23 protein-coding genes are annotated in these 26721 nt (G+C 37.0%); 13 read left to right on the top strand and 10 right to left on the bottom strand.

The features are described 5' to 3' along the window. Positions 1 to 403: 403 nt before the first annotated feature. The gene (bafA, locus tag HWV54_RS06200; protein WP_005865633.1) at positions 404 to 2962 is read right to left on the bottom strand and encodes a BafA family autotransporter; all 2559 of its coding nucleotides are present in this window, start codon (positions 2960 to 2962) and stop codon (positions 404 to 406) included. A 1259-nt stretch (positions 2963 to 4221) separates the two neighbouring features. On the opposite strand from bafA, the gene HWV54_RS06195 reads away from it, so the two are divergent. Further along, positions 4222 to 5511, top strand: a complete 1290-nt coding sequence (locus HWV54_RS06195) for an MFS transporter (RefSeq protein WP_005865636.1) — start codon at positions 4222 to 4224, stop codon at positions 5509 to 5511. Here HWV54_RS06195 and HWV54_RS06190 read toward each other — a convergent pair. Together HWV54_RS06190 and HWV54_RS06185 are read right to left on the bottom strand one after the other, a co-directional pair. Continuing rightward, on the bottom strand, positions 5508 to 5771 hold the full coding sequence (locus tag HWV54_RS06190) for a hypothetical protein (RefSeq protein WP_005865638.1): 264 nt from the start codon (positions 5769 to 5771) through the stop codon (positions 5508 to 5510). The two genes, HWV54_RS06195 and HWV54_RS06190, sit on opposite strands and share 4 nt — an antisense overlap. Positions 5772 to 5930: 159 nt before the next feature. Continuing rightward, complete coding sequence (locus HWV54_RS06185) at positions 5931 to 6377, bottom strand: DNA polymerase III subunit chi (protein ID WP_040296450.1); 447 nt, start codon at positions 6375 to 6377, stop codon at positions 5931 to 5933. A gap of 387 nt (positions 6378 to 6764) precedes the next feature. On the opposite strand from HWV54_RS06185, the gene lptF reads away from it, so the two are divergent. The 6 genes from lptF to rsmA all read left to right on the top strand — a co-directional run bounded on the left by lptF (position 6765) and on the right by rsmA (position 14307). Next, positions 6765 to 7955, top strand: a complete 1191-nt coding sequence (lptF, locus tag HWV54_RS06180; RefSeq protein WP_005865642.1) for an LPS export ABC transporter permease LptF — start codon at positions 6765 to 6767, stop codon at positions 7953 to 7955. Then, positions 7952 to 9043 carry an LPS export ABC transporter permease LptG gene (gene lptG, locus HWV54_RS06175; RefSeq protein WP_005865643.1) on the top strand — a complete coding sequence of 364 codons (1092 nt, stop codon included), beginning with the start codon at positions 7952 to 7954 and terminating at the stop codon, positions 9041 to 9043. The genes lptF and lptG overlap by 4 nt, the downstream gene beginning before the upstream one ends. Beyond that, a complete protein-coding gene (locus HWV54_RS06170; protein WP_005865645.1) occupies positions 9044 to 11404 on the top strand; it encodes an LPS-assembly protein LptD in 2361 nt (786 codons plus the stop codon). A 112-nt stretch (positions 11405 to 11516) separates the two neighbouring features. Continuing rightward, complete coding sequence (locus tag HWV54_RS06165; protein WP_005865647.1) at positions 11517 to 12473, top strand: SurA N-terminal domain-containing protein; 957 nt, start codon at positions 11517 to 11519, stop codon at positions 12471 to 12473. Then, positions 12473 to 13486, top strand: a complete 1014-nt coding sequence (pdxA, locus tag HWV54_RS06160) for a 4-hydroxythreonine-4-phosphate dehydrogenase PdxA (protein ID WP_005865649.1) — start codon at positions 12473 to 12475, stop codon at positions 13484 to 13486. The genes HWV54_RS06165 and pdxA overlap by 1 nt, the downstream gene beginning before the upstream one ends. Then, complete coding sequence (gene rsmA, locus HWV54_RS06155) at positions 13477 to 14307, top strand: 16S rRNA (adenine(1518)-N(6)/adenine(1519)-N(6))-dimethyltransferase RsmA (RefSeq protein WP_005865650.1); 831 nt, start codon at positions 13477 to 13479, stop codon at positions 14305 to 14307. Before pdxA ends, rsmA begins: the two co-directional genes overlap by 10 nt. 47 nt (positions 14308 to 14354) lie before the next feature. On the opposite strand, the gene gmk is transcribed toward rsmA, so the two are convergent. The 7 genes from gmk to HWV54_RS06120 all read right to left on the bottom strand — a co-directional run bounded on the left by gmk (position 14355) and on the right by HWV54_RS06120 (position 20506). Further along, positions 14355 to 15020 carry a guanylate kinase gene (gmk, locus tag HWV54_RS06150; protein ID WP_005865652.1) on the bottom strand — a complete coding sequence of 222 codons (666 nt, stop codon included), beginning with the start codon at positions 15018 to 15020 and terminating at the stop codon, positions 14355 to 14357. A gap of 57 nt (positions 15021 to 15077) precedes the next feature. Beyond that, the gene (gene mltG, locus HWV54_RS06145) at positions 15078 to 16187 is read right to left on the bottom strand and encodes an endolytic transglycosylase MltG (protein WP_005865654.1); all 1110 of its coding nucleotides are present in this window, start codon (positions 16185 to 16187) and stop codon (positions 15078 to 15080) included. 114 nt (positions 16188 to 16301) lie between these two features. Continuing rightward, positions 16302 to 17564 (bottom strand): beta-ketoacyl-ACP synthase II, encoded by a 1263-nt coding sequence (gene fabF / locus HWV54_RS06140; RefSeq protein WP_005865656.1) that lies wholly within the window; start codon positions 17562 to 17564, stop codon positions 16302 to 16304. Positions 17565 to 17664: 100 nt separating this feature from the next. After that, positions 17665 to 17901 (bottom strand): acyl carrier protein, encoded by a 237-nt coding sequence (locus tag HWV54_RS06135; RefSeq protein WP_005865658.1) that lies wholly within the window; start codon positions 17899 to 17901, stop codon positions 17665 to 17667. A 238-nt stretch (positions 17902 to 18139) separates the two neighbouring features. Then, positions 18140 to 18877: a 3-oxoacyl-[acyl-carrier-protein] reductase gene (fabG, locus tag HWV54_RS06130; protein WP_005865660.1), complete on the bottom strand. Its 738-nt coding sequence runs from the start codon at positions 18875 to 18877 to the stop codon at positions 18140 to 18142. A gap of 19 nt (positions 18878 to 18896) precedes the next feature. Next, the gene (fabD, locus tag HWV54_RS06125) at positions 18897 to 19841 is read right to left on the bottom strand and encodes an ACP S-malonyltransferase (protein ID WP_005865662.1); all 945 of its coding nucleotides are present in this window, start codon (positions 19839 to 19841) and stop codon (positions 18897 to 18899) included. A gap of 77 nt (positions 19842 to 19918) precedes the next feature. Next, positions 19919 to 20506 carry an undecaprenyl-diphosphatase gene (locus HWV54_RS06120; protein WP_005865664.1) on the bottom strand — a complete coding sequence of 196 codons (588 nt, stop codon included), beginning with the start codon at positions 20504 to 20506 and terminating at the stop codon, positions 19919 to 19921. Between the two features lie 344 nt (positions 20507 to 20850). On the opposite strand from HWV54_RS06120, the gene rpsF reads away from it, so the two are divergent. From rpsF to radA, 6 genes are all read left to right on the top strand, one after another. Continuing rightward, positions 20851 to 21258: a 30S ribosomal protein S6 gene (rpsF, locus tag HWV54_RS06115; protein WP_005865666.1), complete on the top strand. Its 408-nt coding sequence runs from the start codon at positions 20851 to 20853 to the stop codon at positions 21256 to 21258. After that, positions 21258 to 21506, top strand: a complete 249-nt coding sequence (gene rpsR / locus HWV54_RS06110; protein ID WP_005865668.1) for a 30S ribosomal protein S18 — start codon at positions 21258 to 21260, stop codon at positions 21504 to 21506. The genes rpsF and rpsR overlap by 1 nt, the downstream gene beginning before the upstream one ends. Before the next feature lie 155 nt (positions 21507 to 21661). Further along, positions 21662 to 22642 carry a hypothetical protein gene (locus tag HWV54_RS06105; RefSeq protein ID WP_005865670.1) on the top strand — a complete coding sequence of 327 codons (981 nt, stop codon included), beginning with the start codon at positions 21662 to 21664 and terminating at the stop codon, positions 22640 to 22642. Between the two features lie 25 nt (positions 22643 to 22667). Continuing rightward, complete coding sequence (gene rplI, locus HWV54_RS06100) at positions 22668 to 23252, top strand: 50S ribosomal protein L9 (RefSeq protein WP_005865672.1); 585 nt, start codon at positions 22668 to 22670, stop codon at positions 23250 to 23252. A gap of 538 nt (positions 23253 to 23790) precedes the next feature. Further along, positions 23791 to 25281, top strand: coding sequence for a replicative DNA helicase (locus HWV54_RS06095; protein ID WP_005865674.1), 1491 nt, complete (start codon positions 23791 to 23793; stop codon positions 25279 to 25281). A 6-nt stretch (positions 25282 to 25287) separates the two neighbouring features. Further along, positions 25288 to 26682, top strand: coding sequence for a DNA repair protein RadA (radA, locus tag HWV54_RS06090; RefSeq protein ID WP_005865676.1), 1395 nt, complete (start codon positions 25288 to 25290; stop codon positions 26680 to 26682). Positions 26683 to 26721 lie beyond the last annotated feature (39 nt).

Genomic DNA, 26721 nt, shown 5'->3' with positions numbered 1-26721 from the left:
TCTCTACCGCGCTTGCAACTTGCACGAAACAGCTATTAACATTAACACTAAAAAACTCAATTTGAAGTTATTTTGCATCATCAACCCTGCAATATCAATCATTAGATAAACGCCACACAACTATAGCGGGTAAACTCACTGCAAAATGTATCGTAATGTGTTTTATTTATATCTAAATACATTTTTATAGTGTATTATTTTAAAAACAACTAAAAATTGTGACAATAAATCAACAAAGAAGCTTTTAATCTGAGATTGTAATAGATGAAAAAATGTCATCGCCTTTGACTAAGGCGTATGATACCCCCCAATGTCTATACACTCCTAAGAGTATATAAACATTGGATGTTTAGCCACACAAATAAGTAAATTACTAAGATTAATCAGCACACAAACGTATTATTTAGTACCTATAGCGTAATCCTAAACTACCTTGAAGTGACTGCTTAATCTTATGTCCTTTAAGATAATGAGCTTCTACATAAAGCTTTAATTTGTCATTGATAAAACTGTTCAAACCAATTCCCAATTTACCCGCATTTCCAGACAAGTCCATAATAAACTGATGCTGGTTATTAATCGTTGTGGAATTATCATCTATATTCTCACGTAACCAAGCTGCTGTAATGTAAGCTGTTAATGAAGTTTCTGCATCAACAATAAATTCATGCCCTGCTGTTAATCCAACTTCACTAAGAAATGAAGTTAATGGACTTATATCACCTGTCATTCCATTGGAAAGTTTGATTTTTTTACCTTCAACCTGCACTCCTGTTACTTTGATATGAGGTTGCATCCAGCTTCTCTGTGCCGTCTCAAAATGACAACCAATCTCAAATGCCCCACCTATCGCCCACTGATTATAATCGCTTTGAATGGCTAAACCATTCGTTGAAACAGCTTTTAGATTATCTCTGTAATAATTATATTTCAAAACACCATCCAGATACCATCCACGGTTATCAAAATAAGTTGCATACGTTCCAATGCTATAAGTGTTCAGGTTGCTAGCACTGCCTCGTGCATGAATAACACGTGCTTGGTCATAACTGCCAAAACCACCAACATACAAATCTCCATGCGTTAATTCACTCAACTCATCAGCACCAAATACTAGACCTGTCTGCTCAAGCTTAAAATGTGTGTGATCTGTAGCAACGCGTTCTCTGTTCTTAATTGCATAAGCCCATAGATCTGTATCTTTCCGATTTTTGTCCAGAATCCCCCTTCCAGAACGTATCATTTGCAGTTCATTATGAAAAATAAGCCCAGGAGCCGCCGCTGTCGACAGCACAGCGTCAGTTGAAGGAGTAATTGACGGCCTCCCAGGAAACAACGGATCTATCGGAGCAGAAATGGAAGGTTCTGATCCATTGATACGATCGGAAGACAAAAACCAAACTTTTCCATTTTCGTCATTTCTCTGTTTTAAATCATATATATAGGTTCCACCGTCGATAGCGTTAATTTTTTCACCAGAAAGATCTGCCAGAGTAAAATGAGCTCCACCGCTTTGATCAGTAATTAAATCACGCTTATTTGAAAAAGGATTGGTAATTTCAACTCCAGAATCAACAACGCTTATTGTGTGATTACCTTTGCCATCTTCAACGAAGAGATAATCACCACGATTATGTGCAATAGCGGTATTGAATTCAAAATGTAAACTTCCTGAAAGATTATTAACATGAAGTTGAGAGTAATACGGATCAGAACCAGTAAACGTAAAAATAACACTCCCCTCACCGCTTAATTTCTGGATCAGAGAGCTTTTTCCATCAAACTCATCAGTGATAGAGTACAGTTTTGTATCTCGTCCATTTAAAATAATGTGTTCTACTGTAGTACGATATTGTTCATTTCCTGCATAAAGATGAAGTTGTCCAGAATGATTCACTAGAGTCTTACCTTCTAATGTTGCCCCAGCATGCACCCATGAACTTGATTCGTTATTAATTGTTAGATTTTTTACATATCCATCATTATGTATTTCCTGAATAGCAGTCTCATTTAAAGAGACACCAATAGCTTTTCCTCCTTCTAAAACATATTGTTTACCGCCACCAAAGATTTGTGTTTCAAACGCAAAACCACCATTTTTTGCACTTTGAGCCTTTTTCGTAACATTTTGTATACCTCCTTGCATAACTTTCGTATTCCAAACTATTCCCCCATCGTACACTTCCTGCAACCCTAGTAGTTCGCCTTGACCATGAATTACAGTATCTGAAGCACGACTCCCTTTAATTTTTCCTCCAACCTCCCCTTCCCCAAAAACAAGCTGTTTACCACCAAAAATTTCTGTCCCCTCTGCTTTCCCTCCATTCCCAACATTTTGCTGTCCACCTACCTTAACTACAGCATTTTTTGAAAAGCCTTGTTTCCCTTTCGCAGCATAAACACTTTCAGTTCCACCACGTTCAACTTTGCTATTTTTACTAAAACCTCCCGCATAAACGTAAATTGTTGCTCCATCTCTCACTGTGTTATTAATGGATTGCCCTGGATTATCTTTCTCACCATCATTTGAAAAGTAAGCTTTACCATTATTATCGAGTACAAAATTTTTTAAAAATGCTCCATCATTAATAAATATGAGTTCAGATTTTTTAAAAAGTGCAATATTTCTTCCTTGCACATACTGCTTAGCCTTACCTTCACTCTCGCTATCAAAATCCTGCATTTTGCTAGCCAATATACCAATACCTTTTTCCTTTCTAAGCTTTTCAAAAGAGCCTAACTCACTACGCATTCCTACGAGAGCATGATTGTTAGATGTTCCAAGTATGCATTTCCCTGTCCCCACATCCTCATTGTATTGATCACGGAATATTTTCTCATTTCCACTATAGCTTGAAGGCTGACAAAAGAATCGCCCCCCGCCCTCATCTGCAACAGCTGCCTGAATAAAACAGCTGCTAATCATGAGCACCCAACAACTTGGTCTCCACTTATATTGCATAACTATATCCTCCCCCTTCATGGCTTAGCAAATATAAAACGTAATTAGCTCTGCAAATTTTATTTTCAATCTAAAATTTTAAAAAAAAGCCTTAACACTTTATTAAAATTGTAAAAATTGTTCTTTGCACTACTCTCAATAATTTGTCTCCCACCCTTTTTAACAATAGCATATTCCGAATTACTCAGATTTTGGACAAACTCAATACTACCATTCTCAATTGTAGTATCCTTACTGACACTCGCTTCATCAATATAGAGTTTTCCTCCATTCTAATCCGTATAATAGAACACCCTTACATTTTTATAGTTAAAGCTATTTACTTTTTTATCAGAATCCTCAGAATCATGGTCGGTAATATAAACAGTAGTACCCTTATTAATTCTTGAATTTGTTAGTAGCATAAAAAAGACTTTTTTCTCCTTTCCTGATCCTCAAGCTACTCATCTCCTTCTGCTCTGTATTCCTTTAGTATGCTTTTCGAATTCTCTCCTTTTCCTATTAATCCCTTCACTTTTGATAATAATTCCTCTTTTTTCTAGATGTTCACTTATGCCTACTGATGTTAAAGATGTCTTTCCTAGCCCAGCTATTCCATCTACATCGGGTAATCTTTACAAGAAAACCACTGGTCATTAATGCCCCAAAACTTAGCTTTAACTTATTTGTATTAACTACATTCCATATATTTCAAATAAAAATTTCGTATAGTTAGAAAAAACGCATAAAACATCGCACCGCCCTTGCCTAATCTCGTGTTATCAAGAAGGCATATCATCGTATAGGCAGCAATCAATATAATCAAATACCCCACTGTATCTTTTAAAATCCACACACAACCAAAAGATCAAAGCACTTTAATTAATGCACCTAAAAATAATGTATCTAAAAGTATTTTAATTACAGCCATAAAAAAATTTTGAATATTTTTAAGATACTAAACATTAGTCTAAAATTCAGATTGATTCCTAAATAGACTAAAATAACGTCTGTATTTTAAAGGAAACAGCACAAGATATTGATGAAATACATTATTATTTATGGAAATATATTTCCATCTTCTATGCCATTTAAATGCTATCTTTATTGTATTTAATTTGGATATATATCAGGATAACTATCTATGCTCACCATGCCATAATCATTGTTCTATACATGGAAGAATCATAATATCGACTCGACACTGATTTGAAATTTTTATAAATAAGGGGGTAGTTTCATAATTTGATTTATCATATACTGAAAGGGACATTTTGTTCATGTCTATAAACGCAGAAATACAAGGTATAAGCAAAGGAAATTCTCCTCGTCGAATTTTATTTGCAAGTCTTATTGGCCCAACAATTGAATTCTTTGATTTTTATGTCTTTGCAACCGCTGCTGCTCTTATATTTCCTCATTTATTTTTCCCAACGCAAAATGATCAACTTGCTATTTTGCAATCTTTCTTGATCTTTGGTGCAGCCTTTTTTGCACGCCCTTTTGGGTCAGTTGTTTTTGGACATTTTGGAGACAAAATTGGACGAAAAGCCACACTTATTGCTGCTCTTCTCACAATGGGTCTCTCAACAGTCATTATCGGTTTTCTTCCTACTTATGAAACAGCTGGATGGTGGGCACCATTTTTCTTGACCCTATGTCGTATTGGACAGGGAATGGGATTAGGAGGCGAATGGGGTGGAGCTGTTTTGCTCGCAACAGAAAATGCTCCTCCAGAAAAACGGGGATGGTATGCAATGTTTCCTCAATTAGGCGTACCAATCGGTTTGTTCTTATCTATTGTTGTTTATTTAGGTCTGTTGCATTTTCTTGATCACAACGAACTTTTAGCATGGGGGTGGCGCATTCCTTTTATAGCTTCAGTTTTTCTCATGATTGTGGGATTATGGGTTCGTCTTTCAATTAATGAAACAGTTGAATTTAAAAAAACGCTTGAGCGTAAAGAGCGTGTACGCGTCCCTATAATAGATGTCTTCTTAAAATGCCCACGAATTTTATTTCTTGGAACATTTTCTGGTATAGCGACATTTGTTTTATTTTATTTGGTTACTGCGTATTTGTTAAGTTACTCGACAAACCATTTACAATTGACATTTTATCAAGCTCTTCAAGTAGAAGTCATCGGGGCTGTTTTTTGCGGAATTTTTACTATCTTAACCGGAAAACTTGCCGATCGCATTAAGCGGAGAACATTGATGATTTTGATCACAATAATTACCGGTATCTATTCTTTTGCAATTCCTTATTTCTTAAATTCTGGAATTATAGGAGTCCTTGCTATGTCTACCATTGGCTTATCAATCATGGGAATGGTTTATAGTCCTCTTGGTGCTGTTTTGGCCTCACCATATCCAACTGCAATCCGATACACTGGTGCTTCTATAACGTTCAATTTATCTGGTATCGTAGGAGCATCCCTTGCACCTTATATTGCAGAATATCTGGTGCAACATTTTGATACTTCTTATATCGGTTATTATTTGCTTCTTGCTTCTTTTATTTCACTAATTTGCTTTGTTGGATTTACAGAGGATGAAATTTCCAATTAAAATGCAATGAAAAAGAATAAAATAAACACTGGCGGTAGAAATGCCGCCAGTTTCATTTTCCAAGACATTGGTTGAGGTACACTCCACCATAATATTCCAGCAAATAGGGCGCTCAAAAAAAAGAATAAAATATCTGCAATATTGCTAATACAAGCCACAGTAAACATTCGCGAGATAATATGCGTTGTACCCAACCATGAAACGCAAAAGAAAGCTAATACTACAGCCCATATAACAACCAAAATTCGATCAACAATCATTATCATGCCGTTTATTTTTTTTGATTATAGACCATATCTTGTGTGTTCCCAAAAGAAAAATCATAATAAAACCTAATGCTCCGCCCCAATACTTTCACTATAAAGAGTGTAAGATCATCATTCCTATCAATTCTATAAAAATAACAGACGCTAAACGCATCAAACCTGCTTTTCCCAACAGCGATCTTCAGTCTGCTGCCAATAAGTTAAATTATGATTTTCCGTTTTATATTTTTTCCACTGAGCACGAACAAGATTCAACTGTTCATCGTTTCGACCGTCAAATATCACTACAAGCCGTTGATAAGCATCAACATCTGAACAAATTGCTCCCTCTATGAGAAAGCGTATCTTTGAATCATTCGGATTTTCCTGCCCTGTGGTAAGAAATACAGGCTGCAAATTTGGATATTTATCACTTTCAGTTCCATGTCCAATAAATGCTTCATCAGCATAAACCCATAAACGCATATCCATAGCATCGCATTGCTCTTTACTCACACATTGTATTGTTACCTTACCAAAACGAGCTAGAGCACGCTCCACAAGCGTTGGCAAAATATCTCCCAATGTTGATTGCGTCAAATGATAGAATAAAATATCCACATTCTTAGCCTTCATAGCTCTTTAAATAAATCCCCCCCTTAAGGAGAACCTTCTATCATCTTCAACATAAAAGAAACTCATTGAAAACACAACAATTTCTCTTTTTTCTATTGTGTGTATTACTTATTTTTTCATATGTACTTAAAGAGAAAAAAGAAAAATTGTCATTCCTTAAGTTCATAAAAAGGGTTGTCTCAGTTCATTTTCTAGTTTCCCTGTAGACTACCATTGAAAATAAAATATAATGTAGGCAGAATAGGTTGAAGTCAGCTAATTGCCCTATACTATTTATTTAGTAAAGATGCACAATAGGTATAAAACATTTTTAAGTTAAGGCAATACAGAATATCTATTTTCTAGTTAAAGAATGAGGATGTTATCCAATTTATGAGTATTATTGAGTTTTACATCCTAAAACGTGTTCTTATCCTGTTTAGCGCTGTCATGAGTGCAGCAATTAGTATCAGTTGGACAGTGCAAATCCTTGCAAGGATAAATTTTCTAACAACAAGTAGACAAACACTCCTAACTCTGTTGCAATTTTCACTCTCATTAGTTCCTTCTGTTATTTTTCTTGTCATTCCATTTGCATTACTGATTGCAATTATGAGCACTCTTTCAGCCATGAATAAAGACTCAGAACTCGCGATCATCAGCGCCTCTGGTTTTCCCAAAAGCAGTGTTTGGAAACCAATTCTTCTTCTCGCTATTGTTGCATCATGTGCCTCTTTTTTTATAGCTAATTTTGTTGTTCCTCAAGCACGTCTTACTATGCGACAAATGCTAGCAAGTGCCCATTTTGATCTTATTAATTCCTTTATTAGTGAAGGTAGCTTCCAAAAACTAGCCAATAATCTTTATATAGAAATTGGTGAACGGAATCCAAACGGAACACTTAGGCGTCTTTTCATTGCCGACCAGCGTGATCCTAAAATTGATCTTTTTTATTATGCCACAGACGCATCAATTGTAAGTAATAAAAGCGGTAATTTTCTAGTCCTTAATAACGGTGAGATAGAAAGAATCAACCATCAAAATGACAGTGTTTCGATCGTTCAATTCAGCTCGTATATCTTTAGCTTAAGTGAATTCATCCCCAATGATAAAGCACCCACACTTTACCCAAAAGACCGGACTCTTTCTTATTTACTAAGCCCTGACCCGGAAGATTCCTACTATCAGCGAAAACCACTCCAGTATAAAGCTGAATTTCACCGTAGACTTACTGAATGGCTCTACCCAATTGTTTTTTCATTAATTGCATTAGCAGCGGCAGGAGAAACACGCTCATATCGACAAGCATGTAACTCTGCAAACATCTCTGCAATTATCCTCTCTTTACTAGTGTATTGGATGGGATATTTTTTCGCCGAAAAAGCAAAAAGCAATTTTGCATACGTTCCTCTTCTTTATATTACTCCCATAGGAATGAGTATGCTCGTTTTTCTCATGCTCCTAACAAATCATACAATTAGTATCCCGACAAAACTTAACGAGGTTATTCAAATTGTTTTTCAAAAAATGATAAGTAAATTTGAACATCGAAAATCTCAATATCCTCCGGATGAGCCATCATGATTGGATGGACGCTTGGACAATACTTTTTTATACGCTATCTTAAAACAACCTGTTATTTTTTCGGGGGTATTTTCATTCTTGCTCTCTTGATCGACTTTACAGAAAATTCTGGTCGACTATCCCACCTTCCTCATTATACCGCAAAAGATGCTTTTGCCATCTCCGTTTTACGCATCCCTTTTATCATGCAACAACTCATTCCTTTTATTGCACTCTTTTCTGCAATGGTAATGCTAATCTCACTTAATCGAAAATTTGAACTTGTTGTAGCGCGCTCAATCGGCGTATCTGCATGGCAATTTCTCACGCCTGCTTGCTTAGGAGCTTTTCTTTTTGGGTTATTTTCAATTTTTCTCATTAACCCTCTTGCCGCATGGGGATTTTCTCAAGCAGAAAAGATAATGACTGAATGGCGTAGTAACAATGCATTAATATCTCTTCATAACACGCGTATCCCATGGTTAACACAACATACCAATTCAGTTAGAACGACTATTGGTGCTAAATCTATCACCGATCAAGGGCTTTCTCTTATCAACGCAACCTTTGTACAATACAATGATAATGCAACAGTTAAAAATTGGATTAACACCAGAAAAGCAACTCTGATAAACGGCGCATGGCTGTTAACAAATGGAACAATCTATAAAATAGGGCAGCCCCCTGAAAAGTTTACTACATTTCAAATAAAAACCAATCTAAAACCTGAATTCTTAACTGAACGTTTAGTGAATCCAGCGACTATCCCATTTTACCAATTGCCAAAAAAAATTATGATTGCACGTTCATTTGGCTATTCTGCGAATAATTTTGATATGTATTTACAATCCTTAATTGCATTACCTGCTCTGCTTGTGTCAATGACTCTCCTTGCAGCAACTGTTTCTTTAAACTTCACACGCTTTGGACAATCTGGAATGTTGATTCTTGGTGGTGTACTAGCAGGATTCGTGCTTTATATTATTTCCGTACTCGTTCAGACCTTTGGTAACGCCGGATATATTCCACCAATTATTGCAGCTTGGACACCAGTTATTATTGCATTATTTTTGGGAATCTCTTTTTTATTGCATAAAGAGGATGGCTAAGTGAAAGCATCAATAAGTAAGCGAGTGATCTTGACAGAATTAAACGTACTTACCTTTAAAAGCATTATGGGCTGTGTTTTGGGTATATCTTTATTTTGTTCTTCTGCAGCAGCCAAAAATCCTACTTTTTTTTCCAAAAACCATATCCCAAATCCGGTAAATTCTCTCTTGCTTTCTGCAGATGAACTCATCTATAATCATGATAAAAATACTGTTTCTGCACAAGGTAATGTCCAAATCGAATATGATGGCAATAAAGTCATCGCCCAAAAAGTTACCTATAATCAAAAAACAGGGCGGATCATAGCACAAGGAAATGTTGAAGTCGTTCAAAAAGATGGTAATAAAATATATTCTAACCAAATTGATATGACTAAAGATTTCGGCGAAGGATTCGTAAATGCCTTACGCATTGATACCGCTAATAATGTCCATTTTGCAGCCGCAAGAGCTATACGCAGCAACAGCAAAATAACAATCTTCGATAATGCCACCTACACAGCTTGTGAACCTTGCTCTTATAAACCAGATAAAGAAGTCCTCTGGAAGATTAAAGCAAGAAAGATCATATGGAATAGCGTTACCAAAAAAATTCGTTTTGAAAACAGCTATTTTCAAGTTTTTGGTGTACCGATTCTACAATTTCCAACTTTTGAGCTTAACGATCCAACTGTGAAACGTGCTAACGGTTTCCTTACTCCTCATTTTTTTTATGCCGACTATCTCGGTATGGGTATAAAAAATTCTTACTTTTGGAATCTTGCACCTCATTATGATTTTACACTTTCTTCTACTGTCTATACCCAACAAGGGCTTTTAACTGAAGGTGAATGGCGTCAACGTTTTAAATCAGGCAGTTATAACATACGTTTTGCACATATATATCAAATGAAACCGCATAATTTTGATAATGATACAATTGATGCACAACATAGAAATCGTTATATGCTAGCAACCAAGGGTAATTTTCGTATTAACTCACGCTGGACTTATGGATGGGATATTCTTGCACAGTCTGATCGATATTTCAGCCGTGCTTATAAACTCGAAAATTATAACAATCCTACACAACTTTCTCAGATTTTTTTGAATGGTCTTGCAGAGAAAAACTATTTTGATATGCGTTTTTACCATTTCAAAATTCAAGATTTTATATTGAATGATCTCTATGAACGTCACTCCCGGCAAGCATTTGTTCTCCCTCGGATTGATTACTTTTTTACTCAAAATGAACCAATTTATAATGGAGAACTTACTTTTCATAGCAATATCCAATTAATTTATCGTCGTCATACTGACTTTAGTTCTACTGACTGGAATGAAACCCCTCTCAATGCTGCTAAGATTTCTGGTATTGCTGGAAATAATTTCCGTTTAACAAACGAGCTAGAGTGGAAAAAGCGCTTTAACATGCGCAATGGATTCATATTAACCCCTCTTCTCTCTTTACGTACTGATATCCTTACAACAAATGTGCACAAAAACAATACTGCTCATATAATGAATGACTTCTTATCTACTCTTCGTAGCTCAGCATTTCGGGGTATGGCAACTGCTGGTTTAGAATTACGGTATCCTTTGCTCATTACATTGGGAAATTCTACACATATTGTGGAACCGATCGCACAAATTTTTATACGCAATAATGAACGATATATCGGACAAATCCCGAATGAAGATGCGCAAAGCTTCATATTTGATGCAAATACCCTTTTTCAACGTGATAAGTTTTCTGGTTATGACCGCATAGAAGGTGGAACAAGAGCTAATATCGGTTTAAGATATTCTGGAAATTTTAACAGTAATTGGTCTTTTTATAGCCTTTTGGGACAATCTTTTCATCTTGCAGGCAAAAATTCTTTTGCAGAAAAAGATTTTGCTAATGTAGGTATTCATTCCAGCCTTGAAGCAACACGTTCAGACTATGTTGCACTTTTTAGTGCAAACCACAAGAATGGTTTTTCCCTAGAATCCCGTGGACGTTTTGATAAAAAAACAGGGAAAATACGCCGCAGCGAAATTGAAGCATCACAGAAATGGAAAAATTTCGGGGTAGCTGTACAATATGCTTACATAGCAAGTCAACCCAATTATGAATATCCACAAGAGCGCCAAGAAATTTCTTTTCAAACGGATATTAAATTAGCTAACTATTGGTCTGTTAACAGCAATGCCAGTTATGATCTAGTATCCAACACATTCATAAAACGAGGAATTAGCTTGAACTATATAGATGAATGTTTTGGACTAACACTCGGTTATCAGCAGATAACTGACCCAGGAAAAAAGACACCTTTGCAAAACTTTAATTTCTCTCTTTCACTGCGTACAATTGCAGATATTGGAAAAAAGATAAACTGATATTCATAAAAAGAATATTATAGGCAATTTAACTTATCATTGTTTTTATGAAAAAAAACGTATATTTTATGCTAGTTGAAAAAATTAAATAACAATGCGAAGGTCTATTTACATGAATAAATTGAAAAAGTGTATTCTTGCCTTATCTTGTGTTGCATCTTTGAATGTAAATAACCTGCTGGTAAATGAATTTTTAATTTCACCGGTCTTTGCACAAACTGCCATTGTTATTACAGTCAATGGTAATCCTATCACAAATTACGATATTCAAAGGCGCGCTGCTTTCCTCAAATTGCAACAAAAGCAGGGCAATCTTGTTGAGCAAGCTAAAAATGAGCTCATCAATGAGGCTCTTAAAGATACTGAAATAAAGCGCCGGAATATTGAAGTGAGCAATAGTGAAGTTGAGAGCGCTTTTGAGAATTTTGCAACGCAAAATAATATGACAATTGATCAGCTTAATCAAATTCTGACTCAAAATGATATCACAGTGCAACACTTTAAAAATTACATCCGTGGACAAATAGGATGGGGTCGTCTTGTTCATGCGCGTTATCAAGCTGAAATGAGTATGATTACTGAACAAGAAGCCGTGCGCAGAATATTAAAAAATGGTGGCGTAAAACCTTCAACTAATCAATATACACTACAGCGAATTATTTTTGTCATTCCTGCACACCGGCGTTCAGAAATTTTTGAAAAACGTCAGAGAGAAGCAAACAATTTTCGCGCTCATTTTCAGGGATGTGCTAACTCCCAAAAGCAAGCAAGCGGTATTTTAGATGTTACTATCCGTCATTTAGGAAAATTTCTCGAGCCCCAACTTCCTAGTGCATGGGAACAAGATATCCTCGCAACACCTGCCGGAAAAATGACTCGATTTCAAGAGACATCTGATGGGATTGAAGCGCTTGCTGTCTGCAAAATAAAAAGAGTTTCTGATGATTATGTTGCTCGGCTGATATTTTCCATTCAAGATAATAAGCAAAAAAATTCTCAGTCACTTGAAAAATTAAGTGAAAAGTATTTAGAAGAATTGCGTCAGATAGCGCGTATTCAAAACTCATAATGGCTGTACTTGTTGTTAGTGGTGGTGATCCTGCCGGAATTGGTCCTGAAATAGCTATAAAAGCGTGGAGTTTGCGTGTTACTCATCAGGTTCCACCTTTTGTTCTGCTTGCTGATCCAGATATTATTTGCTCGTGTGCTCGTTTTTTACAGATAGACGTTGAAGTAGAGTCTGTCTTCATCAATAATCCTATAAAAAACTTTCAAACCGCTCTTCCCATAATACCATTAGAAAATCGACAAAGTGATCAACGAGGTCTACCTTCTCCCCAAAATACTGCTGGAATAATTGAGGCCATTAAACGCAGTGTTCAATTGATTCAAAGTGGGCATGCATCTGCATTGGTTACTTGTCCTATTGCCAAAAAGAATCTTTACGATGCCGGATTTAAATTTCCAGGTCATACAGAATTTTTAGCTGATTTGGCCCATCAAACCTCCAATAAATGTTATCATCCAGTAATGATGTTATCCGGTCCTCGTTTAAAAACGGTACCCATTACTGTTCATGTTCCATTCAAGGAAGTTCCTTTACAGCTCACACGTCATTTAATCATTCAAACGGCGCTCATTACTGAACACGATTTAAGAAAGCGATTTAAAATAACTTCACCCCGACTAGCTGTTGCTGGACTTAATCCTCATGCTGGAGAAAAAGGTGCAATGGGGAAAGAAGATATTGAAATTATTACTCCTGCTATTGAATATCTTAAAAAGAAAGGTCTTAATATTGTAGGTCCATTGCCTGCTGATACAATGTTCCATGAAAGAACAAGAAAAATATATGATGTTGCTCTTTGCATGTATCATGATCAAGCCCTTATTCCTGTAAAAACATTAGACTTTAACTCCACTGTTAATGTCACGTTAGGGTTACCTTTTATTCGCACTTCTCCAGATCATGGAACTGCTTTTGATATTGCTGATAAAGGGATAGCTTCTCCAAAAAGTTTTATTGCTGCCCTTAAACTTGCAAACTACCTTGCAGAAAATAGTTTGATATCATGCCAATAGATAATTTACCTCCTCTGCGTGAGGTTATTGATATGTATGGATTGCAAGCTCATAAATCATTGGGACAAAATTTCCTTTTTGATCTCAATTTGACATCTAAAATCGCTCTTCAAGCAGGAAATCTAGAAGGAAAACCTGTTATTGAAGTAGGTCCAGGCCCTGGAGGTTTGACACGTGCCTTACTTGCAAAGGGTGCCACAGTAATAGCGATAGAACGTGATGAGCGTTTTATACCAGCTCTCTTAGAAATAGAAAAACACTACCCAAAAAAATTAAAAGTTATTTGTAATGATGCGATGCAGCAAAATTTTTCAAAACTTTTTGAAATATCTCCAGAAAAACCACGCATTATTGCAAATCTTCCCTATAATATCGGAACACAACTCTTATTAAATTGGCTGTTGGCTGAACCATGGCCTCCTTTTTATGAATCAATGACATTGATGTTTCAGCGTGAAGTTGCAAAACGTATTACTGCTAAGCCTCGATCTGCCCACTATGGACGCCTTAGTGTCTTAACTGGCTGGCGTACTATTGCTAAAATTGCTTTTGATGTGCCTCCTCAAGCCTTCACACCAGTTCCTCAAATAACCTCTTCCGTTGTTCATATCATTCCTCGACCGCAACCTCTTACCTGCTCCGCAAAAAAATTAAGCTTTATAACAAAAACCGCTTTTGGACAAAGACGAAAAATGCTTCGTCAAAACTTTAAAACTCTTGGAGGTGAAATGCTTTTAGAAAAAGCTGGGATCGATGGAACACGCCGTGCTGAAACACTTTCAATTTCCGAATTTGTGACGTTAACTAATTTGGTGATCTAAAAAACATAACTTTTGACTTATTACTCTTTTTCAAAACAATAAAGACATTATCCAATCTTTTCAGCAATAAGCCCATCAATAAAAGATTCAAGAAAAGAACATCGCTCACGTTTTGCTGTTTCAGCTAAATAAATCGATTTAATAAGCAAGATGGACTGATTTAAATCCTCATTAATGACAATATAATCGTAAGAATGCCAATGTTGCATTTCCATTCGTGCATTTTTCAATCGTAAATTGATGATATCCTGGCTATCTTCTGCTCGACAATTTAAACGCGAAATGAGCTCTTTCATTGATGGTGGAAGAATAAAAACAGATACAGTATCACCTGGCATCTTTTTTTGTAGCTGTTCAGTGCCTTGATAATCAATATCGAATAACATGTCTCGACCAGCACTCAACACATTTTCAACGCTTTCACGTAAAGTTCCGTAATAATTTCCATGAACCTGTGCCCATTCAATAAACTCATCACCATCACGCTTGCGTTCAAACTCTTTCTTTGAAATAAAATGATAATGAAGGCCATCTACTTCACTAGGACGTTTTTGCCGTGTCGTCATACTTATAGAGAGTTCTAATTGCCCATCTTTCAAAAGTAACCGTGAAATAGTTGATTTGCCAGCTCCTGAAGGTGAAGAGAGAATAAATAAAAAACCGCGTCGTTGATTTCTTTTTTTAGCACACAATTCTTCCTCAAAGAATATCATCTTACTGTTTTACTTTCTTCAAAACTTCAATAATAGATTTTCTACAGTTCCTCAAAATCAATGGGTTGCTTTTAATGCACGCCATTTGCGCACATTTATATTATGTTCCTCTAAAGTTCTAGAAAAAACATGCCCTCCAGAACCATCAGCTACAAAATAGAGCACATCACTTCTTGGTGAATGCGCCACGGCTTTCAAAGAATCTCGGCCTGGATTTGCAATAGCTGTTGGTGGTAAACCATCAATTTTATAAGTATTATATGGTGTTTCCTTCTCAAGATCTGAACGGTAAATTGCACGGCCTGAAGGCAATCCTCTTCCACCAAAGAGACCATAAATTACCGTTGGATCAGATTGAAGGCGCATACGTTTTGCAAGACGGTTATAAAACACTGCAGCAACTTTGGGTCTTTCTGCTGCAATTCCTGTTTCTTTTTCAACAATTGATGCCAATATGACAAATTCGTCGATGGATTTTATTGGTAAATCAGGTGAGCGCGTAGCCCATATAGCATGAATTAATTTTTCCTGTCCTTTGCGCAATCTGTTTATAATTTCTTTACGCGTTGTTCCTCGAATAAAATGAACAGTATCCGTCATCAAACTGCCTTCTGGAGGCAAAACTTTTGGAAGATCCCCAATTAAAATTTTATTAGCAGCTAATCGATCGAAAACTTGTTGAACCGTCAAACCTTCCGGTACTGTAAACGTATATTCAATAGATTTGCCTTTCACAAGGATATCCATAATATCCCGCATCGAGGCGTGTGCTGGAATTAAATATTCACCAGCCTTAAGATGTGTTGTTTTTTGATGATAACCAACTCCATAAACAAAAACGTCAGATGATCGAATGAGACCACGTTTTTCAAGTAGTGAAGCAATTTCACGAATACCTGTTCCAGGATAAATAAGAACAACTTGCTCCTCCTCAGCCATCCCCTTTCCTTCAAAAATACTTTTTCCAATATAAAGAGGAATACTTATGGCCAAAATAATAACCACAATCAGCATCAGAAAAAAATGACCGAGAATAACCAACGGATTACGTACGATAAATGACTTCTTTCGTTTCTTAAGTGCTAACACACCATTATTATTTACCATATGATTCGAAGAGATATCATCTACGTCCGCTAGTGGATTTTCATTTTTCACATCGGACATAACTATCACCCTCAGCAACTTTTAGGTTTTACAACTATAATTCCTCACTTCAACGCTTATAATTTTATAATAAAGTAGAAAACTCAGAAACAGAAGAACAAATAAAAATAATTATTACTCTCCAAAACGCCGCATAACCAAAGACGCATTTGTTCCACCAAACCCAAAGGAATTGGAAAGAATCGTATCAATCCTTCGTTCGCGCGGTTTATGCGGAACAAGATCAATTTTCGTTTCAATTGAGGGATTATCAAGATTAAGTGTAGCTGGAGCAATATTATCTCGTATAGCTAAAATACAAAAAATAGCCTCAGCAGCACCAGCTGCGCCAAGTAAATGCCCCACAGACGATTTTGTTGATGACATAGATACTTGTGACGCATAATGACCTAAAACACGCTCAACAGCCACCAACTCTATGACATCGGCCATCGTTGAAGTTCCATGAGCATTAATATAATCAATATCGCTTACATTCACTTGCGCACGCTTAAGAGCAGCCATCATACTACGCTGTGCACCTTCACCACTCTCTGAAGGCGCAGTAATGTGGTAAGCATCACCAGATAAACCATAGCCAATAATCTCAGCATAAATACGAGCACCGCGTTTTTTTGCATGTTCAAGTTCTTCTAAAATGACAACCGCAGCTCCCTCCCCCATCACAAAACCATCACGATCAGTATCATAAGGACGTGATGCTCGTTCAGGATCATCATTACGACAAGTAGAAAGAGCTCTACAAGCAGAAAAACCAGCAAGAGATATTCGATTTATCGGAGATTCAGTGCCGCCTGCCACCATTACATCTGCATCACCCAATGCAATCAAACGCGCCGCATCCCCAATTGCATGCGCACCTGTAGAACAAGCCGTTACAACCGAATGATTGGGACCGCGCAAACCGTACTTAATAGAAACATAACCAGAAGCAAGATTAATTAAACGTCCTGGAATAAAAAAAGGAGAAACACGCCGTGGACCTTTATCACGAAGTGTATCGCCAGCCTCAACAATCCCTTCAATACCACCAATCCCCGAACCAATTAATACACCTGTGCAAATCTGATCTTCATCACTCTTTGGAAACCATTCAGCATCTGAAAGTGCTTGTCCAGCAGCAGCCATTGCATAAACAATAAATGCATCAACCTTACGCTGTTCCTTGGGATCCATATACAAATCAGCATTATATGTACCATCTGTTCCATCTCCCAAAGGAATACGAGCAGCGATCTGGCATGACAAATCAGATACATCAAATTCAGTGATGCGTCGAACACCACTTTTTCCCTCAAGAAGGCGTTTCCAACTATATTCAACACTACCAGCTAATGGAGATACCAACCCTAAACCAGTAACAACAACACGTCTCATAACTTCTAACCTTGAATTGAGATTCACCTCTCAACGTTCTATTCTTAAAATAGTCCCTCAAATAAAAGCAAAAGCATTTTACACTTTTGCCTTTCAATTATTAGGCAGAAGCTTTATCGATAAACTTTACTGCATCACCAACTGTAAAAATTGTTTCAGCAGCTTCATCTGGAATTTCTATACCAAATTCTTCTTCAAAAGCCATAACAAGCTCAACCGTATCAAGGCTATCTGCTCCTAGATCATCGATAAAGCTTGCATTTTCTACAACCTTATCTGCATTAACACCAAGATGCTCCACGATAATTTTTTTAACGCGCTCTACTGTATCACTCATAATGAAATCCTCGAATTTAATTATTTTCCTATAATTTTGTTAGCTATATCGGGTCCTCTAATCAAGCAATAGATGGATTACTTCTAAAGTAAAACATTCCGTGAACATTTCCTATAATCTGACTCTCCGATATAAATTGGCTAACCCATAAATTAAAGAAATGGATGCATCTTTCCATTTCATTCGTTACTATCTAAAATAATACGACTTATAAATCAATGTGGAATAAAGCAAATACTCAGATCATTGCCATCCCCCCATTGACGTGTAGTGTTTGACCTGTCACATATGATGCTTCATCGCTTGCTAAATAAACAGCAGCAAAAGCTATTTCTTCCCCTATTCCCATACGCTTCATTGGAATCGCCGTCATAATGGTTTCTTTTTGCTTTTCGTTAAGTTTGTCGGTCATTGCAGACTTAATGAATCCTGGAGCAATACAATTGACAGTAATGTTTCGTGAAGCAATTTCTTGCGCCAATGCTTTAGAAAAGCCTATCAAACCAGCTTTTGCAGCGCAATAATTCGTTTGTCCAGGATTTCCGACAACGCCAACAACAGATGTTATATTAATAATCCTTCCATAGCGACGCCGCATCATAGAATGTGTCAATGCACGTGTTAAAGTAGAAACAGCTGTTAGGTTAACAGCTAAAACATCATCCCAGTCTTGATCCTGCATACGTACAAAGAGACCATCTCGAGTGATTCCAGCATTATTAACTAGAATGTCTACACCACCCATTTCTTTTTCCGCTGCTTCAGCTAATTGCTTAATTGATTGACGCTTAGAAAGATTAGCTGGAAATATAAAAACATTTTGTCCCAAATCTGCAGCTACTTCCTTTAGCTTGTCTTCACGGGTTCCATGGAGCCCAACAATTGCTCCTTGCGCATGGAAGCAACGCACAATTGCCTCACCAATTCCTCCAGATGCTCCCGTCACAAGAGCTTTACGACCTGTTAATTTAAACATTTTTCAGACTCCTTATAGATTAAACGCCGAGTACCCGTAATGCTGCTTCTATTTCCTCAGCTGTCCCAATTGATAATCCCTTTATATCCTTATTAATACGGCGTGCTAAACCTGTTAATACTTTACCAGAACCAACTTCAAAAAGCGTATCAACTCCATTGGTTCCGATCCACTCTATCGTTTCACGCCATCGCACTCTCCTAGTCACTTGTTGAACAAGAAGCGTAACAATACGCTCTGGATCACTCTCTGGTGTAACAGAAACATTGGCAACGAGAGGAACAATAGGAGCCACCGCATTAACAGACAAAAATGCATTCTTCATAGCATCGGCAGCAGGTTGCATTAATGAGGAATGAAAGGGTGCAGAAACTGGAAGAAGAAGTGCACGTTTAGCACCTTTTTTCAATGCAATCTCTACTGCTACTTCAACTGCTTTTGCTGTACCTGAAATTACAATCTGCCCGCCACCATTATCATTAGCAATTTGGCATAATCCTTCTCCAGAAACAATTCTGCAAATTTTTTCCACATCTTTCTCATCCAAACCAATAAGTGCTGCCATAGAGCCTTTACCAACAGCAACAGCAGCCTGCATGGCCTTTCCACGAATCCTTAAGAGCCTTGCAGTATCAGTAAGACTAAATGTACCAGCAGCACAAAGAGCCGAATATTCACCTAAAGAATGACCTGCAACAAATTTTACCTTTGTTTCCATATTAAAGCCTAACTGTTCCATTACACGAATAATAGCTATGGATACGGCCATCAATGCTGGTTGCGCATTTTCTGTTAACATTAAAACATCTACTGGCCCTTCAAAGATGATATCTGATAATTTCTCATCTAAAGCATCATCTACTTCCTCAAAAACCATCCGCGCCGCAACAAATTGCTCTGTAAGTACTTTGCCCATACCAACAATCTGACTTCCTTGCCCTGGAAAAGTAAAAGCTGCCACCATCAATCGACTCCTAGAATTGTGCAATTAAATTGCTTTCTTTTGATCTTATTCATAAGCATAAATCAAGATAAAGTAACTTATTTAGAACGGGTATCTCGCTTAAGGTTATATTTTAAGGGCGGAATTTGATATAAAAACTTAGGGAAATACGGTGCTAAAAACTGAATAACGCCCCAACTTATCAGACTTCCTAAAATTGTACCCGCTAAAACATCAAAGGGATAATGTACACCAACAAAGATGCGCCCCCAACAGATCAAGCATACAAATAATGCTGCAAACTTAAAAGCAATTTTGTATCGGTAAAAATAAAGACTCGCCATATAAGATGCAATAGTTAAGGCATGATTACTAGGAAAAGAAGCTGTCGCATGATGTTTAATTAACGGTGTTGCTAACCCCATAACAAACGGGCGTGGATGAAAATAAATAAGAGAAATGAGATAACCTATAAAAAGAGCCGCACAAATTGCTACGCAAATGCTCAGCACTACGCGTCGTTCCATCTCTCCACCAGAGAACCATAGCACAAAAAGATGTATAGGAACGATATAAATCAAAAACTTTGCGCAAAAAATACTAAACAAAACCAAAAGCGACCATGATTGATGATTGCCAGCAAACATTTCAAAAAGCGCAGCATCAATCTGGTTTAAAAAAATCATTTTTCTCTCCTTCATCTTATAGCTTTACAATATTATCTCTTTGTAAAAAAATGAAACATAATAAAAAGATAATATTTAAAATTACATTTTTTATGCGCACAAACTTGCTATTTCTAAAGATAAGCTGTAAATGTCAAACGTTCGTTACCGGTAATTTAGCTGGAGATTGAACGGAGGACTGAAAAATAATTAGTAGAGAACATAATGTTTTCGACCTCCTGTGTCTCCACTCTCGGATGTCTCGAATTGTAAACGCGTCCTTTCTTCTTTGGTTTTCCAAAAAAGACAAGTCGCAGGGGCTTTGCGCTAAAATCGGTAAAGTTTAATTGAAGAAAGGCAAAACAATGGCTCTTTATGAACACATGTTTCTTGCCCGACAGGATATGGCTCCGCAGCAAATTGATGAACTTTTGAATGTTTACAAAGGTGTCATTGAAGCGCATGGTGGAAAAGTTGGGCGTATAGAAAATTGGGGTCTTCGTCCCCTTGCGTATCGTATTCGCAAAAACCGTAAGGCTTATTATATACTGATTAATATCGATGCGCCAGCCGCAGCAATTTTTGAAGTTGAACGTCAAATGCGCATCAATGAGGATATTTTGCGTTACATGACTATTCGCGTAGAAAAACACGAAAAAGGGAAATCTGTTGTGCTTTCACGCCTTGATCGTAATGATCATATTGATCAAGATGAAGAGCGTTCTCGTTCTCCACGGCGTCAACGTGAAGTTGCCATAGAAGGAGTAGAATGATGACTGATATCAATCAAACTGCAGCACGTCGTCCTTTTCACCGCCGTCGTAAAACATGTCCGTTTTCAGGTGCCAATGCTCCTAAAATTGATTATAAAGATGTCAAATTATTGCAGCGTTATATTTCAGAGCGTGGTAAAATCGTTCCCTCTCGAATCACAGCCGTTAGTCAAAAAAAGCAGCGTGAATTGGCTAATGCCATTAAACGGGCTCGTTTTCTAGGCTTGCTTCCATACGTTATAAGATAAACTATCAGTAACTAAGCAGCTGGGGAATCTCTCCCCAGTTGCTTTTCCTTGTGTAATTGCGTGATATAGTTAATTGTAGACTATATTAAGATGTATAATATATTAAAAGTTGAGGTGTTGGATCCCTCTAACTGCGGAAGGCAGGACAGCGATAAATGAAAAACTTTCATGTTTATAAAATAATGACTGGTATTTTAGCGGGGTTATTTACTGTTGTCATAGGAATGGCAATTATCAGCGTTGCGAATATTGCACCTTATTTTTCTCTTCTTCTTGGTTGCTTTCTTTCATTCCCAATTTTTATTGTTGCATTTGGTCAAGGAACATTAGCTAGCCTCGTTGCCTTAATAATTGCCCCTGTTGTTCTTGTAATTACCACTAATATTTATATTGCTCTTGGTTTTACGTTATTATTTTTCCTTCCGGCGGTCTATGCTTCTTGGCTCCTTGGGCTTGCGCAACCAACGCAACAGGAAAACACACTGACATGGTATCCATTATCATCGGTTATTTTTCATTTAACCAATTTTATCGCTCTCATAGCAACCTTCATCGGTCTCTATGTTCAAACCCGTCCATCCACACCTCTCATTGCGAAAAAAATCACTGATAACATAGCACAAGCTATGCAACAATCGCAGTCAATAAAGGAAACTGATATACGCACGTTTACTGAGCTTTTAATGACCCATGCAGCAACTTTGACTGCTATTGCTTTGACTATTTATAGTTTGATTTTTCTCATGGGTAATCTTTATTTTTCGATGATAACAGCACAACATATGAAATGGCTGAAAAGGCCCCGGGATGATTGGAGCCAAACTCTTCGCCTTCCAATCTCTGGAATTTTTATTTTCATTGTTGTTTGCATAGCATCAATGGTTGAATTCAGTACTACTGTTAATTTGAGCACGCGTGTCTTTAGTACTGCATATACTGTTATCATATCAATCAGTGGTCTAGCATATCTCCATAATATTACGAAAGGAATCAACGGTCGGATTATTATACTTTCTCTTGTTTATATTGCTATTTTAACCGTCGTTTTTGCTCCACCTATTTCTTTCATGATGCTTTTAATGGGTATTTGGGCAGCTATTCAATACAACTTTCAATCACGCAAAAAACTTCATTAAATTTATTTGTTCGAAAGGAAAAACTATGGATATTATCCTACTTGAGCGTATTCCTCGTCTTGGTCAGATGGGCGATATTGTCTCAGTTAAAGATGGTTATGCACGTAATTTTCTCTTGCCTCAAGGTAAAGCTTTACGCGCGAATGAAGCTAATAAAAAACATTTTGAAACACAACGTGCACAACTTGAAGCGTATAATCTTGAACGCAAAAGCGAAGCACAGAAAGTTGCTGAAAAACTTGATAGTAAATCATTTGTTGCCATCCGTTCAGCTGGTGAAACAGGGCAACTTTACGGATCTGTATCAACACGTGATATTTCTCAAATTATTACAGATGAGGGTTTTTCCATTAGTAGAAATCAGGTCGAACTTAACCATCCAATAAAAACTATCGGCCTTCATAATATCACTCTTAGCCTACACCCTGAAGTTCAAATTTCTGTGATCATTAATATTGCACGTTCGGCTAGTGAAGCACAACGCCAAGCAGAAGGTGAAAATTTAACCTCTACTGAAGCAATATATGATATTCAAGAGGAGTTATTAGAAGACAAACAGGAAGAGTTATTAGCAAAAGAAAATAATGAAAACGATACAAATGGCAATTAATAAAGAGGCTTAATTACTATTTTTATTACTTATCTTGCATTTTTTATTTTTTCATCGTTTAATAAAGTGAAACATTTACAAAAACACTCAGCTTAAAAAGTTGAGTGTTTTATCATCAAAAAGCTGTATCTCGTATATTGTATAAAAATGTTATATTCTAGAAACTATAGATATAATAAGCGAAAATACTTCCCTCATGTTGTTCTGCTAAAAAATTTCTTAAGTCTTTATTCTGTAAAACAAGTAGTATCTATTAAAATTGGTAAATTGATTATATCCTCAATTTAGCTGAAATAATCCCGAACATAAAAAGTGCAATTTGGAAAATTTATATATTTTCTAAAATTTCCATTTATAAAATAAAATGTAAAGGAATGGGTTGCATACAAATAATGATGAACCAGCAATTGAAAAGAGTCTCAAAAATTGAAAATATGTTTTTAACTGAAAAGGGTGGTTTTGCCTCCTAACTTTTTAATATACAGTGTTCAATCGATTATCTAAAATAGCTAAAGTGAATTTAGTGGAAAAAACTGTTATGGAAGAAACATGCATTGTCAATTTCAGTTCTTCACAAAAAGAAGATCCTTCTTCTTTTCAACAACTACCGCACAATATTGAAGCTGAACAAGCATTGCTCGGTGCACTTCTCATTAACAATGATGCTCACGACCGCGTCTCAGATTTTCTTAAACCAGAACATTTTTTTGAACCACTACATCAAAAAATTTACGATGTTTTATCTCACCTTATCGAAAAAGGAAAAGTTGCAGATCCGGTTACCATTAAGCCCTTTATTCCAGCCGACGAAAAAATTAGTGATATCACTGTATACACTTACGTTGTTCGTTTAGCTAAAGAAGCGATAACAATCATTAATACTGAGGATTATGGACGGGTCATTTATGATCTTTTTATCCGACGTTCCCTAATTAATCTTGGAACTCAAGTTGTCAATACAGCCTTTGAGGCTCCACTAGAGTTTACGCCAGCCAAACAAATTGAAATGGTTGAACAACATCTGTTTGAACTAGCTGAAAAAGGCAAATATGGTGGAGGTTTTGAAAATTTTAATGAGGCTGTCAAAAAAGCTGTTGACATGGCAAGTGCTGCCAAAAAGCGTTCATCACGCTTATCAGGAATAGCTACTCATATTAAAACACTTGATGAAAAAATGGGAGGATTACAAAAATCTGACTTAATTATCCTCGCTGGACGCCCTGGTATGGGGAAAACTTCACTTGCAACCAATATTGCCTTTAAAATTGCTAATGCTTGCAATTATAATGCTAAAACACAAGAAAATGAAGGAGGCATTGTTGGTTTCTTCTCCCTTGAAATGTCATCAGAACAACTTGCAACCCGTATTATTTCTGAACAAACAGAGGTCTCTTCTTCTGATATTCGACGGGGGAATATCTCAGAAGAGCAATTTTCCAAAATCATTCGTGCTATGAATCGCTTACAAAAAGCACCGCTTTATATCGATCAAACTGGCGGTATATCAATCACGCAATTGGCAGCCCGCGCAAGACGTCTCAAGCGGCAACATGGTTTGCATGTCTTGATTATTGACTACATCCAGTTAATGACAAGCCATTCAAAACGTTCATCTGAAAATCGTGTTCAAGAAATTACAGAAATTACCACAGGATTAAAAGCATTAGCGAAAGAATTGAATATTCCCATTATCGCTCTTTCGCAACTTTCGCGCCAAGTCGAAAATCGGACAGATAAACGTCCACAACTTTCAGATTTGCGAGAATCTGGTTCGATTGAGCAAGATGCAGACATTGTTCTTTTTGTGTACCGTGAAGAATATTATCTCAAAAATGAAGAACCCAAAATAGGTACTCTTGAATATGAAAGATGGCAAAATGCGATGGATAAAGCTTTTGGAAAAGCCGACGTTATTATTGCAAAACAACGCCATGGACCAACAGGAACCGTCCATCTTGCGTTTCAGTCTGATTTTACACGCTTTAGTGATCTGGCAGATAGTGATTATCTTCCAGAACAAATCGGTTAAATAATAATGGCTCGCAACCGTATTCAGTTTATTTGCCAAAATTGTGGTACAATCCATTCGCGTTGGGCTGGAAAATGTAGTTCTTGTAGCGAATGGAATTCCCTTATTGAAGAAAATTTGAATAGTGGTATTGGAAGTGGCCCTACGCAAAATATTCGTAAAGGACGTATTGTCGCATTAATGTCTCTTTCTGGAGATCTTCAAGATGCGCCACGTATCCATTCTGGCATTACTGAACTTGATCGTGTTACTGGCGGAGGCTTTGTCCGTGGATCTGCATTACTTGTTGGTGGAGATCCAGGTATTGGAAAATCAACATTGTTGACTCAAACAGCAGCTGCTTTATCACGAAAAGGATATAACGTTGTCTATGTTTCAGGTGAAGAAGCTATTACACAAATTTGTTTACGTGCACAAAGGCTTGGGGCTGCTGATACAGAGGTTAAACTTGCTGCTGAAACTAATGTTGAAGATATCCTTGCAACCTTAAGCAAACATAAGAACCTTGATATGGTTATTGTTGATTCCATTCAAACTTTATGGTCAGACTCAGCTGATTCAGCGCCCGGTACTGTTACACAAGTGCGCATCGGTGCTCAAGCAATGATCCGCTTTGCAAAAAAAACAGGAGCAGCTGTTATCCTGGTTGGTCATATGACAAAAGATGGACAAATTGCCGGTCCTCGAGTTGTCGAACATATGGTTGATGGTGTTCTCTATTTTGAAGGTGAAGGAGGACATCATTATCGAATTCTTAGAACTGTAAAAAATCGCTTCGGAGCAACTAATGAAATTGGTGTTTTTGAAATGTCTGATAAAGGATTACGAGAAGTAATTAATCCATCTGAACTATTTTTAGGTGAACGAAATGAAAACGCACCTGGATCTACTGTTTTTGCAGGAATGGAAGGAACACGCCCGATATTAGTAGAAATTCAAGCACTGGTTGCTCCCTCTTCATTTGGAACACCACGGCGAGCTGTTGTGGGATGGGATGGAAATCGTCTTTCCATGATACTTGCTGTTTTAGAAGCTCATTGCGGTATGCTCTTCGGACAACACGATGTTTATCTTAACGTTGCAGGCGGATATCGCATATCAGAACCCGCCGCTGATTTAGCCGTTGCAGCAGCTTTGGTATCCTCTCATGAAAACATTCCTCTCCCAACGGATTATGTATATTTTGGTGAAATCAGCCTTTCAGGAGCTATCCGTCCTGTCGCACATTCAGCACAACGTATCAATGAAGCAAAAAAGCTTGGTTTTCAAGGGGCTGTCCAACCAACTAGAACAACTGAAATAATGAAATTGCTCAATTTTCAACAAAAAACATTCTCTGACCTTCCTGAGCTTGTTGCCACTCTTACCGCAGGTAAAAAACGTTCTGTTCCATACGTATAATAATATAGAAAAAATTCTACAAAATACAAAAGACCCTTG

The sequence above is a fragment of the Bartonella alsatica genome, from assembly GCF_013388295.1.
Taxonomy (GTDB): Bacteria; Pseudomonadota; Alphaproteobacteria; order Rhizobiales; family Rhizobiaceae; genus Bartonella; species Bartonella alsatica.
The sequence above is the reverse complement of the archived record's forward strand: the minus strand, read 5'-3'. Positions and strand labels throughout refer to the sequence as shown.